This is a genomic window from Pseudoalteromonas sp. P1-16-1b (assembly GCF_001401785.1).
In the GTDB taxonomy this organism is placed as follows: domain Bacteria; phylum Pseudomonadota; class Gammaproteobacteria; order Enterobacterales; family Alteromonadaceae; genus Pseudoalteromonas; species Pseudoalteromonas undina.
The window spans coordinates 92,557-108,872 of sequence record NZ_LKGQ01000014.1; the positions used below are offsets into that span (position 1 = coordinate 92,557).

A 16,316-nucleotide genomic window follows, 5' to 3' on the forward strand; every position below is an offset into this window, starting at 1 on the left:
ATTAGTTAGCTACCACGTTAAGCAATTTACCTGGTACATAAATTACCTTGCGGATTGTTGCACCATCAGTAAATTTAGTGACGTTAGATTCTGCAAACGCGAGTGCTTCTACTTGCTCTTGCGTTGCATCAGCTGCAACCGTTAGTTTTGCACGTAATTTACCATTTACTTGTACGATGATTAGTTTTTCATCTTCAACTAGGGCAGATTCGTCAACTTTTGGCCATGCTGCATCTAAAATATCACCTTCTTTACCTAGCTCTTGCCATAACTGATGCGATAAATGCGGTGTTATTGGTGCTAGCATAATAAGTAATGCTTCTAATGCCTCGTTAGCAATGGCAACATCTTGAGTGTCGTTTAATGGCGCTTTTAATAACTTATTAGACAGCTCCATGATTGCGGCAATCGCAGTGTTGAATGTTTGACGACGTTCAACATCATCGCTCACTTTTGCAATGGCTTTATGTAGCTCACGGCGAAGTACTTTTTGTGGGTTAGTAAGCGACGATTTATCAAGTGCTTGGAAGCCAACCGTTTTAACATCTACCGCGTATTTCCATACACGCTTTAAGAAGCGGTGTGCGCCTTCAACCCCTGAGTCTGACCATTCAAGTGTTTGCTCCGGTGGTGCAGTAAACATCATGAATAAACGCACGGTATCTGCACCGTATTGGGCAATTACTTCTTGTGGGTCTATACCGTTGTTTTTAGACTTAGACATTTTACTCATGCCAGATGAGAATACAGGTTCACCATCTTCTTTGTGCCATGCCTTGGTTACACGGCCTTTGTCGTCGGTTTCGGTATTTACATCACTTGGCGAAATCCATACATCGCCGCCTTTTTCATCTTTACGATAAAATGTTTCGGCAAGTACCATACCTTGACAAAGTAAGCGGTCAAATGGCTCGTCTGAATTTACTAAACCAAAGTCACGTAGTAATTTATGGAAAAAGCGCGAGTACAATAAGTGTAAAATTGCGTGCTCAATACCACCAATGTATTGGTTTACTGGTAACCAATAGTTAGCTGCCGCTGGATCTAACATGCCTTCGTCATGGCGCGGGCTACAGTAGCGAGCGTAATACCATGATGACTCCATAAAGGTGTCAAAAGTATCAGTTTCATGAGTGGCAGGTACACCATTTACAGTTGTTTTAGCCCATTCTGGGTCAGCTTTAATTGGTGAGGTAACGCCATTCATTACCACATCTTCTGGTAAACGCACTGGTAGCATATCTTCAGTGGCAGCAAGCTCATTACCATTCTCATCACTCAGCATTGGAATTGGCGAACCCCAGTAACGCTGACGGCTTACACCCCAATCGCGTAGACGGAAGTTTACTTTACGCTCTCCCACACTTAATGCTTCTAGCTTGTCGGCAACAGCGTTAAAGGCGTTTTCAAAATCAAGGCCATCAAATTCACCTGAGTTTACTAATACCCCTTTTTCGGTGAATGCTTCTTGGGCTAGGTTTACTTCAAGCTCAGAGCCTTCAACTGGCGCAATAACTTGTTTAATATCGAGGCCGTAAGCTGTTGCAAATTCAAAGTCACGTTGGTCGTGCGCAGGTACTGCCATTACTGCACCTGAGCCGTAATGCATTAATACAAAGTTAGCAACCCAAATTGGTAGTTGCTCGCCCGTTAATGGGTGAGTGGCGTAAAAGCCTGTTGCAATACCTTTTTTCTCCATAGTTGCCATGTCTGCTTCAGCAACTTTGGTGTTTTTGCATTCTTCAACAAACATTGCAATCGCGTCGCTATTTTTAGCCGCTTCTTGTGCAATAGGGTGGCCACCGGCAACAGCTAGGTATGTTACGCCCATAAATGTATCTGGGCGTGTTGTGTATACGCTAAATTTTTCGTTGTTATCGGTACGCGTAAATTCTATGTCTAAGCCTTCAGAACGACCAATCCAGTTGCGCTGCATGGTTTTAACTTGTTCAGGCCAGTCTTCTAATTTGTCTAAATCGTCTAATAGCTCTTGTGCGTAGTCGGTAATTTTAATAAACCACTGTGGAATTTCTTTTTGTTCCACTACCGCACCTGAGCGCCAACCGCGGCCGTCAATTACTTGCTCGTTAGCTAGTACAGTTTGATCGACCGGATCCCAGTTAACCGTTGACATTTTTTTGTACACTAGGCCTTTTTCGTAAAGCTTAGTGAAAAACCATTGTTCCCATTTGTAATATTCTGGGTGGCAAGTCGCAATCTCGCGATCCCAATCGTAACCAAAACCTAATTGCTTAAGTTGGTTACGCATGTAGTCAATATTTTCGTAAGTCCACTTTGCAGGAGCTGTTTTATTTTTAATAGCCGCGTTTTCTGCAGGTAAACCAAACGCATCCCAACCCATAGGCTGCATTACGTTTTTGCCTTGCAAGCGCTGGAAGCGAGAAACCACGTCACCAATGGTATAGTTACGCACATGACCCATATGCAGTCGACCACTTGGGTAGGGAAACATTGAGAGGCAATAGTATTTTTCTTTGCTCTCATCTTCTGTGGCTTTAAATACTTGGTTTTCTTCCCAGTAGCGTTGGACTTTTGACTCTATGTCTTGTGGGTTATATTGCTCTTGCATTTACGTTTCCAAACTTCTTGCATACTAATAAAAAATTGTCGATAGGATACCCCAAATAAAGCGCTATTCACAGCGTCAAAGCGGCGCTTTTTGTAAATTTGCGAGTAAATTAGTTTTCAGTACAGGTTAACCTATACTTATCTATGGTATAGAGTAAATCAGTAGACGTTTTCAAGGAGTATAAAATGGCAGATTACAGAGCATGGCTTAGTGGATTAACCGATTGGTTAAAAGATGTGAAAGAGCATGAAGTTAAAGCCGCAGTAAAGCGATTTATTGAATCTGAGCAGGCACTTAAAGATTTAGGTGAAGAAAAATACCAGCTTTATCGTAATTACTTAATGCGTGACATTTCTCACCTACAAGAAAATAATAGCTACTATAATTCGCTTGCATGGCAGGAGCTTAAAGAGTCATTGTGGTTTGAGCTTTCTCACATTGAAGACAAAACACAGCTTGAATGGCAGTCATTAAGTGAAGATTTTAAGCATAATGGTGTTTATCACGCAGGTGAATGGATAGCCATGGGCACATTAGTATGTAAGAATTGCAACCATAGTTATGATGTTTACCATGCAACGCAAATTATTCCTTGCACGCAGTGTGATGGCATCTATTTTAGCCGCCAGGCTTTACAACCCTAAATATAAGTATTGAGTGGCTGTAGGCCACTCAATATGCCCAAATCTAGCAATTAAGCTGGTAAAAAAAGAAGTTAGAATGACGAAAAAACTGCTGCCACTACCCGTATCAAATCTTGCACCGAGTATTTCATCGAGCCATGTAAACACTTGTATGAGTAATCCATACCCTGAGCAACTTACCTTTATAGGCCAACAACGTGCGCAAAGTGCATTGGACTTTTCTTTAGGAATGGACCTACCCGGTTATAATGTTTATGTAATGGGAGAGGCGGCACACGGGCGTTTTACTTTAGTAAAAGACAAATTAAAACAACACGCTAAAGAGCGCACAACACCGCATGAATGGTTATATGTTAATAACTACGACGATCACCGTGAGCCTATTGCCTTATTTATGCATGCAGGGCAAAGCAAACAACTAGCCGATGATATTGACTCATTTATTGATGAAGTACTCGACACTTTTCCTGCTGCATTTGATAACCCAGCCTATCAGCGCAAGAAAAAATCGATAGACCGTGAGTTTAACGATGCTTACGACGGTGCAATTACCGCGGTAGAAATAGCCGCGCTTGAGCAAAGTGTGGCACTAATTGAAGAAAAAGGCGTAGTCGGCTTTGCACCGCTGATTGATGGCAAGCAACTTACCGATAATGAATTTTCTGATTTGGAAGATGATTTACGCGAAATGTTTTTTGAGCGTATAGAAAAATTAGAAGATGCCCTCATTGAAGCGCTTATTGAGTTACCGCGCTGGAAACGTGAATCTAAAGAAAAGCTCCGCAACCTTAAAAAATCTACTGCTGAGCAAGCCACTAAACCATTATTAAAAGATTTAGAACATAAATATGCCAGCCATATTGGTGTACTGCGTTATTTAAAAGATATACGCGTAGAAATTATTGATGCCGTGCTTGAATGGCTTGATGATGAAGGTGAAAGCGAAGAAAACAAAGAAGACTTTGACCGTAAAGGTATGCTTACCGACTTTTTTGCACCTAATATTTTAGTTGAATACAAAGAAGGCGATGCAGCACCGGTTGTTTACGAGCCAAACCCAACTTTTGGTAATATTTTTGGCAAAATTGAATACGCCACATCGCAAGGGTCGTTAATTACCAGCTATCGCTCAATTCAGCCAGGTGCATTGCACCGCGCCAATGGCGGCTATTTAATTATGGATGCTGAAAAAGTAATGGCTCAACCCCAAGTGTGGGATGGGCTAAAGCTGTCGCTAAAAACCCATCAAATTAAAAATGACTTACCTTATCAAGACAGTGTCGTTGGTAGTAGCTTTACGCTTCGACCGCAGTTAATTCCGCTTGATGTGAAAATTATTTTACTTGGCTCACGTGAACTTTATTACACCATCGGTGAATACGACGAGGAATTTGCTGAGTTATTTAGAGTACTTGCCGATTTTGATTATTACTTACCAAGTAGCGATAAGCTGCAGTATCAGTTTATTACTAAAGTCAGTGATTACTGCGAGCAAACATTAAAGTGCACGTTAAACGAAGCCGCAATGGTGCGATTACTTAAATTTAGTTATCGCCAAGCAGAGCACCATAATAAGTTATCAGCACGTTTTGCTGATGTGTTAGAGCTTGTGGCTGAGGCTAGTTTTTACGCTAAGCAAGACAAGCTTACGGTGATTGATGCACGCCATATTGACGAAGCTATACAAGGCAAGCAGTACCGTACGGGGCAAATTAGCGAAAACATGCTCAGCGATATAAAGGAAGGGCATACTTTAATAGCTACTGAAGGCCAAGCCGTAGGTAAAGTAAATGGTTTAACGGTACTGCACATTGGTGACACCTCATTTGGCACACCTGCACGTATTACTGCTACCGTTTATGCCGGCGCTGACGGCGTAATTGATGTGGAACGCGAAGCTGAGTTGGGTAAAGCAATTCACTCAAAAGGGGTAATGCTGCTTACCGGGTATTTAGGTAACAAATACGCGCAACACTTTAGCTTAACACTCAGTGCGAATATCGCTATTGAACAAAGTTATGGCTACATAGATGGTGATAGCGCCTCTCTTGCTGAACTTTGTGCGCTCATTTCGGCCATTACGAGCTTACCTATCAGTCAGTCTATTGCACTAACTGGTTCAATTAACCAACATGGTGATGTGCAGGCCATTGGTGGTGTAAACGAGAAAATAGAAGGCTTCTTTAAGCTATGTAAAATGCGCGGCTTAACGGGTGAGCAAGGGGTTATTATTCCTAAATCGAACCAAGTTAATTTGGTGCTTGATGACGAAATACTCAATGCCGTTGAGTTAGGTAAGTTTAATATTTATGCTGTGGAAACCGTTGACCAAGCACTAAACTTATTAATGGATATCGAAGCGGGTGACATGGTTGATGAACACTACCCAGAAGATTCGGTTAATGGCATCGCATTAGCGCGATTAAAAGACATTGCTGATATTGTTAATGGCGATAACAGCGACGAAAAAGACCACGACTCAGAAGATGAAAAAGGGGAGTTATGATCAATATAATTTTACTGATTGTTATCGCTATTTTTTGCGTTTTAATTTTTAAAAACAGTAAAAAAGCCAAACAGCAAGCAATCGCAAACGCACAGATTGAAAGTGATTATTTAATTGCCAATGCAAAAACTGAAGGCGTAAATGAAACCGCATCTGGCTTGCAATATAAAATAATCCATAAAGGACAGAGCGAAAATACACCTAGCCCAACGAGTATGGTTAAAGTGCATTATCATGGCACTTTAATCGACGGCACTGTATTTGACAGCTCAGTGGAGCGCAAAACTCCGATTAGCTTTGGTTTGCACCAAGTTATAAAAGGTTGGACAGAAGGCCTACAACTGATGAGCCCGGGCGATAAATTTCAGTTTTATATACCGCATCAGCTCGCCTATGGTGAAAAGCGAGTAGGGAGTATTCCTCCTGCATCATTGCTTATTTTTGAAGTGGAATTACTGGCTATTGAGTCGTAATTTTAAAGAAAAAAACACTTTAAGCCTTACCTTAATCAAGTAGGGCTTTTTATTTGCTCTCATTAGCCAATCCTACTCAAGAATTTAAAATATCAGTCGATACCTAAAATAGTGACAAGTTTATTTTAGGGATAAAATAATGAAGATTTCAACCGCCTCAATTCAATATCAAGCATCTAATTATAACAATCAGGCTTTAGTAGAAACAGAGCCGCAACCTAAAGATGATGAATCACAAGAACAACCTGACTATGTTTTATCAGAGTTTTTAGATACGAAGGTTCAAAAATACAGCGAAGATAACGCAACATTTGCTGAGCAATATCAAAATTTAGAAAAGGCATATAAATATTTCACCCAGCAAGTAGTTGCATTACAAGAACAAGTAAATAAGCTTAAGCAGAGTACGGTACAACGGAGTTTAACCATTGATAATAGCCAATATGGGCCAGCTGAAGAGGTCTATCAGTTGACTATGGATGCTGAGCATATCGGGGCTAAAAAGTATAAAACCGAGCAACAACAAGAAGAGATAAATAGATTGCAGCTGCAACTTAGTGAGGTAAAGTCTCAGCAGGCAGCAATAAAACAACAAATTATTGAGCTAGTAATCAACGAAATGAAAAGGCGAGGCGACGACTTCACTGTTTAACCTTGTAATGTACGCAGAGAAGTTAGTTTTTAAACTCAATTTTTTCTACCTCAAACCTAAATTCCCCCGCCTGCTTACCAGCAATCATAAAGCCAAGCTGCTTTATCTCTTTGAAGCTAATTGTAGGCTGTTGTTCAAGTAAACGGCCGCGAAAAGTAAGCTGAAAATCTTCAGGTAAAAACTCAATATTAAGCCACTCACTTTTCGTGGTACTGAACGAATGTGTATAAGCCGCCCCATCCATGTACTCATTAGTTCTTAAACGTAATTGGTAGGTTTGACCATCGCCCTTAACACGCAGCACTATTTTAGTAATGTTTTGGTTTTTTACATCTAATAGCGTACGGATAGAAGCAAACCCTCCATTGTTTGCAAGCGATACGTTGCCTGTAAACACTAAATTGTCGTTTTCATACAAAACCTGACTATTAGAAATGCCACCCATCACCGAATCATTAACCACATCCCAGCGAGCATTGGCGTTTGCCTCGGTGGTGGCAAACAGTAAGTTAAACACAAAAAGTGATGAGAGTTGTTTGGTGGTCATGAGTAATTCCTTAAAACCATTATTAACAGTAATACGTTTTGATGTAATAATTGTTCACTTGATTATTTTAATACTGGGATAAGGTAATCCTTGATTAAAATACTGACCAAATTAAAGACGTTATAAAATATAAGGATATTAATTTATATGACAAAAAAGCCTGTGATTCTCATTATCATAGCATTTATTGTTATGATGCTCGGCCCTGTTGGTATTTATGAGTGGTACACTTCAATCGACCCCTCCTTTATCCCTAACCGTTTTTATGACTTTTTAAGTTCTTGGGTTTTAGGCTTTATTACTATTTCTTTAGTGTGTGCCTTTCTATTTCATTTAATAAAAACGCCAAATGCAAAAGAAGAGTTTAATACTCACTTTGATCAAGAAGGGGTTATCCTTAAATATTTAAGTATCATTATGATACCTATTTTGCTGTATGCATATCTTTGGGCTGTCATTTGTGCGCCGATTCAACTATGGGCGCATTATCATTTAGGCGATTATTGGTCTGAAGAATATATCTTAGTTGAGTCTGAAGCTTGTTATAGCGATTATGAGCCGAATTGCGTTCGTTTACTCTTTGCAGATATATCTACAAACAAACAGCACACCATCAGGTGGTATTTAGATAAGCACAAGCTTTTAAAACTTAAAAATACAAAAGTGAACTTAGTCGGCGAAAAAAGTTACTTTGGCTATCTTGTTAACGAAATACAATGGTAAAAACGAAAGGGAATTAAATGAAAAGCAATAATTTTAATGAGAGCATAAAAGGTTTTTTTTGGGGCATCGGGTTTGTAATAGCTATACTCGGCGGTATTAGTGCATTCGCCCTGACAATCGCCGCTGATGTTGAGAGTGGATTTAAAACAATGGTTTCTAATAAAGCATTAGAAACAAGTGATGAAATTAATAATGATTATAAACTAACTCTTTCTGAAATATACAAAGAAAATGGTCAAGTAAGAATCGCAGCTGAATTAAAAAATATTACTAACGAGAGCATTTATACGGGAACCGTTATTGCTTCTACATTTGATGAAAGTGGCAAGTTTATTGGTAATTGTGTAGGCAAAAGCACAGACAGCTTTTTAGAACCTAGCGAAGTTAGCTATGTTGACATTAAATGCAATTTATTTAGATCACAAGCAAGTAAAGTTCACTCGACAAAGCTTAAAATTAAGTGGTTCTAGGTATGTATTCAATTTTTTTAGAGTTAAATGTAGATGCTAAATAAGCTATTTAGTTGGGAGCGTGGGCGACAAAGATCAGGTTACGACAAGATGCTACTCTGTCGTATTTTTGCTCCTTTTAAGTTTGATGTCTATTTGATTAAATTTCCACAAGGGAGTGAAATAAAACCGCATACCGATAACGTTAAAACTGGTCGGCACTTTAGGCTCAATATTATATTAAAACATGCCGCCAAGGGTGGTGAGTTTATTTGTGACAACCCAATTATAAATTACCACCGAGTTAAGCTGTTCAGGCCTGATATAGAACAGCACCAAGTATCAAAAATAGAAAAGGGCAGTCGTTATATTTTAAGCATAGGCTGGATTAAAAAATAGATTTGCGAAGGTTGGTTAGATACCAGAGCAACCTTTCTCTTACTGATAGCTGACAACTAAAAGTTATCAGCTATAGTTTACTTCTTAAACCTAACCCCAAATCCAATCATACCCAATAACAATATAAACCCCCATACAAATCCATTGCCGTATTGGCTATACACGCTATCCCCTTGTATTAGCTTTATATTGGCTTTAAGTGTGGTAGCTTCAAACTGTGGCATAGTTTGGCGTGTTTGGCTTATGGGGTCGTATACGCCACTTATACCGTTGTTGGTAACACGTATTAGTGGACGTTGTAGTTCAAGGGCGCGCATGCGGGCAATTTGCATATGCTGGTGAGGGCCGATTGAATCACCAAACCAAGCATCATTACTCACCGTGAATAATATGTCTGAGTCGCTTTTATAATTGCCACGCACTAAATCGGCAAATACTATTTCGTAGCAAATAGCGGGCAGTAAATTAAAGCTATTCGCACGTAAGTTATTTTGCACTTTATCACCGCGCGAGAACGATGACATAGGCAAATCAAATAACGGAGCGATGGGGCGGAGTATGTCTTCAAAGGGAACAAACTCTCCAATCGGCAGTAATTGATGCTTTTGATAGCGGTTACTATCTAAGTAACGATAGTGGCCGTGTTCATCACTTTGCTCTTTGTTACCGACCACAATCAGGGTATTGAAAATGGTTTTAGTGTCGCGTTGGTAATCGACAATACCGGTCACTAATGCGGTTTTATTAAATGAGGCGGCACTGTCTAAGCCTGCTAAATACGAATCGGCAAGCGCTTCTATTTCAGGCACTGCAGCTTCAGGCCACACAATTAAATCGGCATCCCAGTGACGGCGCGTCATATCCTGATACTTACTCATGGTGGTCCAAAACTCACTGGGGTCAAAGCGCAAGTGTTGTTTTATATTACCTTGTACAAGCAGCACAGAGAGGTCTTTATCGGAGTAATGGGTTACCTTTGTAAAGTGTGCGCCTGCGAAGACAAGCAAAACCACAGCAGCGGTAACAACAGGCATTTTAAATTGTTTTTGCGCTAAGCTGTACAATGCAAAGCCAATGGCAATACATAATAGCGTGAGCCCAAATTCACCAATTAAAGGAGCAAGGGCATTCAGAGGGCTATCGGTTTGTGTATAACCAAAGCTTAACCAAGGAAAACCAGTTAACAGGTTGGCACGCAAATATTCACTAATAGCAAAACAAGGGAGTAATAGCGCTGCAAAACTTATAGAGCCGTTTGAAAAGCGAGTAGTTGCCCACAGCGCCAGCGCAGGAAATAACGCAAGGTAGCTACAAAGCAGTGTCATTAATGCAATTGAGGCGACCAGTGGCATACCGCCAAAGGTGGCGATAGAAACATGTACCCAACTTATACCTGCACCAAACCAGCCTAGACCAAATATAAAGCCATATTTAGCGGCGGTTTTAGCATGTACTTTTCCATTAAGGTTTGCAGGAATACAAAAAAATAGCGAGCCTATGCTAAAAAATACAATCGGCCAAATACCAAAAGGCGCGTAGCTAAAAGTTAAAACAAGGCCCGCAACCAGTGCGAGCCATGCTTTTTTATCTTTTGCTAGTAGGGTGAGACTAGTTAGCAGTTTCTTCACTGTCGTTATCATCAGCCTTAGGAATGGTGACTTGCAGTTGCAATATTCGACGATTATCAGAATTGGTTACTTTAAACTGAAATCCTTCTATATCGATGGTTTCGCCACGGCTCGGCATATGGCCAAAGGCGTGTAACACGGTACCACCAATAGTATCGGCGTCTTGCGAGCTATAACCTGATTTAAAATGCTCGTTAAAGTCATCTACAGGGGTCAGTGCCTGCACAACGTAAACATGCTTAGCCAGTTGACGAATATCTTGTTGTTCTTCTTCTTCATCGTGCTCATCTTCGATTTCGCCTACAATGATCTCAAGAATATCTTCAATGGTTACTAAACCCGATACACCGCCGTATTCATCAATTACAATCGCCATATGGTAGCGTTGCTGACGAAATTCATTAAGCAGGGTATCCACCCGTTTACTTTCAGGCACTACCATGGCAGGGCGCAAATAGTCACGTAGCGATGGTAAATGCTCATCTTTATTTAAAATGAGGGGTAATAAGTCTTTTGCGAGTAAAATCCCTTCTACATGGTCTTTATCTTCACACACTACCGGAAAACGAGAGTGGGTAGAGTCAACCATCATAGGTATGTGCTCTTCAAGCGGGCTATCAATTTCCAAAGTGACCATTTGTGAGCGCGGGATCATAATATCTCGCACTTTGAGCTCAGACACGCCAAGCACACCTTCAATCATTTCTTTGGTTTCAGGATCGATTACATCCCGCTCTTGGGCATCGGCAATTACCTCAACCAGCTCTTCTCTATTCTGGGGTTCCCCTTGCAACATCTGGGTTATACGACCCAGCCAAGTTTTGCCAGAAGAACCCTGGCTAGATTGCGAGTTATCGTCGCTCATTACGTCTAATTGCTCCGTTTATTTAAATATCGTCCCGATATGGGTCTGCTATGTTTAGTTCAGCAAGTAATTGCTTTTCTATGCTTTCCATCTCTAACGCGTCTTCACTCTTTATATGGTCAAATCCAAGTAAATGCAAGCATCCATGAATAACCATATGAGCAAAGTGGTCATGAAATGACTTTTCTTGCTCTTGCGCCTCAGCCAAAACAATGGCAGGACAAATAATTAAGTCACCCACAAGTGGGATATCAATACCCGGTGGCGCTTCAAATTCAAATGATAATACGTTGGTAGGCTTATTTTTACCTCGGTAGTCATTATTGAGCTGTTGCGACTGTTCTTCATCGCTGATGACAATGGTCAGCTCAGACTCATCACGATATTGGCTAAGTACTTTATCGGCCCACATGGCAAACTGCTCAAGGCTGGGTAAGTTGTCAAACTCACACGCTATTTGTAAATCAAGTTCTGTTTTCACGGTATTACTCTTTAGTAGCAGGTTGCTCTTGAGCGGCAAGCGCTTCTTTGGCTTGTTGTTTCTCTAATCGCTTAAGGCGTTCACGCTCATCGTTGCGCTCATACGCTTCTACAATGCGGGCTACTACAGGGTGGCGTACCACATCGTGCGATTTGAAAAAGTTAAAGCTAATTTCATCAACGCCATCTAACACTTCAATAGCATGGCGAAGACCTGAGCGCGCACCCCGAGGTAAATCAACTTGGGTTATATCGCCGGTGATCACTGCTTTAGAATTAAAACCAATACGGGTTAAGAACATTTTCATTTGCTCTGTAGTGGTATTTTGGCTTTCATCTAAAATAATAAACGCATCATTAAGTGTGCGCCCACGCATGTAAGCCAATGGCGCAATTTCAATGATGTTTTTTTCAATCAGTTTTTCAACACGCTCAAAGCCAAGCATTTCAAATAAGGCATCGTAAAGTGGGCGTAAGTAAGGGTCTATTTTTTGGCTTAAGTCACCCGGTAAAAAGCCGAGTTTTTCACCCGCTTCAACCGCAGGGCGAGTGAGCAATATACGGCGTATTTCTTGGCGCTCTAGTGCATCAACTGCCGCTGCAACAGCAAGATAGGTTTTACCTGTACCTGCAGGGCCAATACCAAAGGTAATGTCGTGGTGCAAAATATTAGCAACATACAAGCCTTGGTTATCGTTTCGCGGTTTAATAACGCCACGACGGGTTTTAATCATCATTTCTTTGCCATAAGCACTGTGTGCAACATCTTGCTCAAGCGCTTTAGACTCAGTGATGGCTAAATGTACGTTGTCAGGCTCAATTTCGCCAATTTCCCCACGTACAGGTTGAGTATCAATATAAAGGTTTTTTAAGATCTCTACCGCGCCGGCGCTACTGTGTAGTTTACCGGTTACTTTAAAAAAGTTATCACGATGAATAATTTCAACACCTAGACGGCGTTCAATTTGTTTGATGTTTTCGTCAAACGGGCCACATAATGAAGAAAGGCGTTTGTTGTCGGCAGGTTCTAAATAAATCTCTAATGTTTTTAACTGATTACTCAAAATTACTTCCTATTACAGTGCGCCAGCGTTAACTGGCGCAATGAATTTTTGCAACTAAGGTACGAAAGTAGCAACGCCAATTTCGTTAGCTGTCTCGGTTTTTTGCTCACTCGCTGCTTTGGTTAAAATAGCAGAAGGCGCAATTTCGCGGCGTAAGTTCATTTCTGATTCTGTACGAATTAAATCGCCACGTAAAGAGTTTGGTAACGCTTCGGTAATACGTACATCAACAAACTGACCGATCACTGTGTGTGGGCCAACAAAGTTAACTACACGGTTATTTTCAGTTCGGCCACGTAGTTCCATCGGGTTCTTCTTAGAAGGACCTTCAACTAAAATACGTTGCTCAGTATCAAACATTTGGCGGCTAATTTGCTGTGCCATTTGCGTAATACGATTTTGCAATAAGTACAGGCGTTCTTTTTTCTCTTGCTCGGTTACGTCATCTGGCAAATCGGCTGCTGGTGTACCTGGGCGTGCGCTGTAAATAAAGCTAAAGCTCATATCAAAACCAATATCGTTGATAAGGTTCATGGTAGCTTCAAAATCGGCCTTGCTTTCACCTGGGAAACCTATGATGAAATCTGACGACATGCTTAGGTTAGGGCGAATTTTACGTAACTTACGAATTGTTGATTTGTACTCAAGAGCAGTATGGCCGCGTTTCATTAAATTTAAAACACGGTCTGAGCCACTTTGTACTGGAAGGTGTAAATGATCAACCAGCTCAGGCACATCAGCGTACGCATCAATAATGTCTGGTGTAAACTCTACAGGGTGTGAGGTGGTATAACGAATACGGTCAATCCCGTCAATTGCAGCCACTAAGCGAATTAGATCTGAGAAATAGCAAATTTCACCATCGTGTGTATCACCACGGTATGCATTTACGTTTTGACCTAATAGGTTAACTTCACGTACGCCTTGCTCGGCTAACTGTGCAACTTCTAATAATACATCATCAACAGGGCGGCTTACTTCTTCACCACGGGTGTAAGGCACAACACAGAAAGTACAGTATTTAGAACAACCTTCCATAATTGATACAAACGCAGAAGGACCTTCCGCTTTAGGTTCAGGTAAGCGGTCAAATTTTTCAATCTCAGGGAATGAAATATCAACTACAGATGAACCTTTATCGCCTTGTACTTGTTTAATCATCTCAGGTAAACGGTGCAAAGTTTGTGGACCAAAAATAACATCTACAAACGGAGCACGTTGGCGAATTGAATCACCTTCTTGTGATGCAACACAGCCGCCTACACCAATAATAAGGTCTGGTTTGTCATCTTTTAATAACTTCCAACGACCTAGTTGGTGAAATACTTTTTCTTGCGCTTTTTCACGAATTGAACAGGTGTTAAGTAAGATAACATCAGCATCAGCAGCTTCTTCAGTTAGCTGATAGCCGTTGGTAGCATCTAGAAGATCAGCCATTTTCTGAGAGTCGTATTCGTTCATCTGACAACCCCAGGTTTTAATATGCAGCTTTTTGCTCATTGAAATATAGCCTCGTGTTCAATTCGATAGTGGCACAAATATGTGCTAGAAACAGGTATAAGTGGCGGAATTATTAAAATTTCGCTCGACTTAAAGGACGCGTATTTTAGCTGGATACACGCTCAAAACCAAGTATAGATTTCATGTTTGTGATCTGAAATCAATATAGTATGGGTTTAATAATAGAATTAAGCGAAGCGCTCACACTGAGCAAACTAATTACGATACAATCTAAGCAGAGTAAAGTCAGAATTAAAATGATGAAAAACATGGCTAAAAATAATGTAATTGTAGTAGGGGGCGGCATGGTTGGTGCCGCTATGGCTATTAAATTAGCGCAACAAGGCAAAGCCGTACGTGTTATTGAAAAACATCCAATAGATGCACCACAGGTACTTAACAGTGATGACGTTGATATACGTGTTTCGGCTATTAATCGCTTTTCGGAAAAACTGCTTGATCAGCTCGGTGCAATGCCATTACTACGAGCAAATAGATTGGCTCCCTATGAACAATTAGAGACCTTTGAACGAGGTAATGATCATTTATTATTTGATTGTAATGCTATTAATACCACCCATTTAGGTCATTTAATCGAAAATAAGCTAATTCAAGCCAGTTTATGGCAGCAATTTGAGCAACATAATATTGAAATGATTAACCCTTCATCGGCTTTAACAGCAATAGAGCAAAACCCTGACAGCATTAGCTTGCACTACAACGAACAAAGCTATACTGCTGATTTAGTCATTGCAGCGGATGGTGGGCAATCACAATTACGTAGCAAAGCCAATATTGGTATAACTGGTTGGCAATATCAGCAGCATTGTATGGGCGTGTTAATAAAGCTCGATGCTCCGCAACAAGTTAAAACATGGCAGCAGTTTACACCTACAGGGCCTGTTGCGTTTTTACCTATGCAAGCACCTTATGCAAATTTAATTTGGTATGACGATGCAAATACCCTCAAAGCATTTAAAGCCCTACAACCTAGCGAATTAAAAGCCCATATTATTGAAAAGTTTCCAAAGCTTGCTGGTGATTTTGAAGTACAAAGCCATGCTATATTTCCTCTGGCAAGGCAGCATGCCAATAATTATTCACAAGGCAGACTCGTTTTAGTGGGTGATGCGGCGCACACCATTAATCCTCTGGCAGGACAGGGTGTTAATTTAGGCTTTCAAGATGTAGCTGCTTTAGCTGAAGTGTTACGTACAGCTGATGATGTAGGGTGCCCGCTAATACTTAAAGAATACGAGCGTAGTCGTCGTAACGCTAATTTGTTAATGATGAGTATGATGGATGCTTGCTACTTTGGTTTCTCAAATCAAATAGCCCCATTAAAATGGGCGCGCAGCACATTTTTAAAGTTAGCTAATAATACAGGGCCGGTAAAAAACTGGGTGCTGAAATACGCAATAAGCGGTGAGCTTAGTTAAAATACTTATAGTTATTAAAAGGCTCAAATTTGGGTCTTTTTTTATGCCCAAGAAAAAGTGGTGTAAATTATAAAGGTAAAAAAAATTAAAGATATAAATTATATAATTGGAATTGAGGATAAATCGTGAAGTGTAATCAAAGAATTGTGCAAATTGGCTGGGATACCAGGATTTGAACCTGGGAATGCCAGGATCAAAACCTGGTGCCTTACCGCTTGGCGATATCCCAACTCTGAATTTGGATGAGTTTTAGTTCTACTTAAGAACATGGTGCGGAAGGAGAGACTTGAACTCTCACATCCTAAGATACTGGAACCTAAATCCAGCGCGTCTACCAATTCCGCCACTCCCGCATAC

General features: G+C 40.6%; 15 protein-coding genes and 2 tRNA genes. 8 read left to right on the plus strand and 9 right to left on the minus strand.

What is annotated here, in order from left to right; translation table 11 throughout:
• Position 1: 1 nt before the first annotated feature.
• Entirely contained in the window at positions 2-2,590 is a 2,589-nt protein-coding gene (gene leuS, locus AN392_RS11505) for a leucine--tRNA ligase (RefSeq protein ID WP_055012800.1), read from the minus strand.
• A gap of 185 nt (positions 2,591-2,775) precedes the next feature.
• On the opposite strand from leuS, the gene AN392_RS11510 reads away from it, so the two are divergent.
• The 4 genes from AN392_RS11510 (at position 2,776) to AN392_RS11525 (ending at position 6,865) form a co-directional block, all read left to right on the plus strand.
• Positions 2,776-3,234: a zinc ribbon-containing protein gene (locus tag AN392_RS11510; protein WP_055012801.1), complete on the plus strand. Its 459-nt coding sequence runs from the start codon at positions 2,776-2,778 to the stop codon at positions 3,232-3,234.
• Positions 3,235-3,310: 76 nt separating this feature from the next.
• Positions 3,311-5,740 (plus strand): Lon protease family protein, encoded by a 2,430-nt coding sequence (locus tag AN392_RS11515; RefSeq protein ID WP_055012811.1) that lies wholly within the window; start codon positions 3,311-3,313, stop codon positions 5,738-5,740.
• Positions 5,737-6,213 (plus strand): FKBP-type peptidyl-prolyl cis-trans isomerase, encoded by a 477-nt coding sequence (locus tag AN392_RS11520; protein ID WP_036982055.1) that lies wholly within the window; start codon positions 5,737-5,739, stop codon positions 6,211-6,213. Before AN392_RS11515 ends, AN392_RS11520 begins: the two co-directional genes overlap by 4 nt.
• Before the next feature lie 139 nt (positions 6,214-6,352).
• A complete protein-coding gene (locus tag AN392_RS11525; protein WP_055012802.1) occupies positions 6,353-6,865 on the plus strand; it encodes a hypothetical protein in 513 nt (170 codons plus the stop codon).
• Between the two features lie 22 nt (positions 6,866-6,887).
• On the opposite strand, the gene AN392_RS11530 is transcribed toward AN392_RS11525, so the two are convergent.
• Positions 6,888-7,412 carry a CIA30 family protein gene (locus AN392_RS11530; RefSeq protein ID WP_055012803.1) on the minus strand — a complete coding sequence of 175 codons (525 nt, stop codon included), beginning with the start codon at positions 7,410-7,412 and terminating at the stop codon, positions 6,888-6,890.
• A gap of 147 nt (positions 7,413-7,559) precedes the next feature.
• Between AN392_RS11530 and AN392_RS11535 the strand changes: the two genes are divergently transcribed.
• From AN392_RS11535 to AN392_RS11545, 3 genes are read left to right on the plus strand one after another with little or no spacing between them, the layout of a single operon-like run.
• On the plus strand, positions 7,560-8,135 hold the full coding sequence (locus AN392_RS11535) for a hypothetical protein (RefSeq protein WP_055012804.1): 576 nt from the start codon (positions 7,560-7,562) through the stop codon (positions 8,133-8,135).
• A 17-nt stretch (positions 8,136-8,152) separates the two neighbouring features.
• Positions 8,153-8,605: a hypothetical protein gene (locus AN392_RS11540; protein WP_055012805.1), complete on the plus strand. Its 453-nt coding sequence runs from the start codon at positions 8,153-8,155 to the stop codon at positions 8,603-8,605.
• A gap of 33 nt (positions 8,606-8,638) precedes the next feature.
• Complete coding sequence (locus AN392_RS11545) at positions 8,639-8,983, plus strand: 2OG-Fe(II) oxygenase (protein WP_055012806.1); 345 nt, start codon at positions 8,639-8,641, stop codon at positions 8,981-8,983.
• Between the two features lie 77 nt (positions 8,984-9,060).
• On the opposite strand, the gene lnt is transcribed toward AN392_RS11545, so the two are convergent.
• The 5 genes from lnt to miaB are packed head-to-tail and all read right to left on the minus strand — an operon-like array spanning position 9,061 to position 14,520.
• Positions 9,061-10,611, minus strand: coding sequence for an apolipoprotein N-acyltransferase (gene lnt, locus AN392_RS11550; RefSeq protein WP_200908284.1), 1,551 nt, complete (start codon positions 10,609-10,611; stop codon positions 9,061-9,063).
• A complete protein-coding gene (corC, locus tag AN392_RS11555) occupies positions 10,592-11,476 on the minus strand; it encodes a CNNM family magnesium/cobalt transport protein CorC (RefSeq protein ID WP_010388331.1) in 885 nt (294 codons plus the stop codon). Before corC ends, lnt begins: the two co-directional genes overlap by 20 nt.
• A gap of 22 nt (positions 11,477-11,498) precedes the next feature.
• Entirely contained in the window at positions 11,499-11,957 is a 459-nt protein-coding gene (ybeY, locus tag AN392_RS11560) for an rRNA maturation RNase YbeY (RefSeq protein ID WP_010388332.1), read from the minus strand.
• Between the two features lie 4 nt (positions 11,958-11,961).
• Positions 11,962-13,020 carry a PhoH family protein gene (locus AN392_RS11565; protein WP_010388333.1) on the minus strand — a complete coding sequence of 353 codons (1,059 nt, stop codon included), beginning with the start codon at positions 13,018-13,020 and terminating at the stop codon, positions 11,962-11,964.
• A 54-nt stretch (positions 13,021-13,074) separates the two neighbouring features.
• Positions 13,075-14,520 carry a tRNA (N6-isopentenyl adenosine(37)-C2)-methylthiotransferase MiaB gene (miaB, locus tag AN392_RS11570; protein WP_010388336.1) on the minus strand — a complete coding sequence of 482 codons (1,446 nt, stop codon included), beginning with the start codon at positions 14,518-14,520 and terminating at the stop codon, positions 13,075-13,077.
• Between the two features lie 257 nt (positions 14,521-14,777).
• Here miaB and AN392_RS11575 point away from each other — a divergent pair, with 257 nt between their 5' ends.
• Entirely contained in the window at positions 14,778-15,959 is a 1,182-nt protein-coding gene (locus AN392_RS11575; RefSeq protein WP_055012812.1) for an FAD-dependent oxidoreductase, read from the plus strand.
• Positions 15,960-16,113: 154 nt separating this feature from the next.
• On the opposite strand, the gene AN392_RS11580 is transcribed toward AN392_RS11575, so the two are convergent.
• A tRNA-Gln gene (locus AN392_RS11580) sits at positions 16,114-16,188 on the minus strand.
• 39 nt (positions 16,189-16,227) lie between these two features.
• Positions 16,228-16,312 (minus strand) — tRNA-Leu (locus AN392_RS11585).
• Positions 16,313-16,316 lie beyond the last annotated feature (4 nt).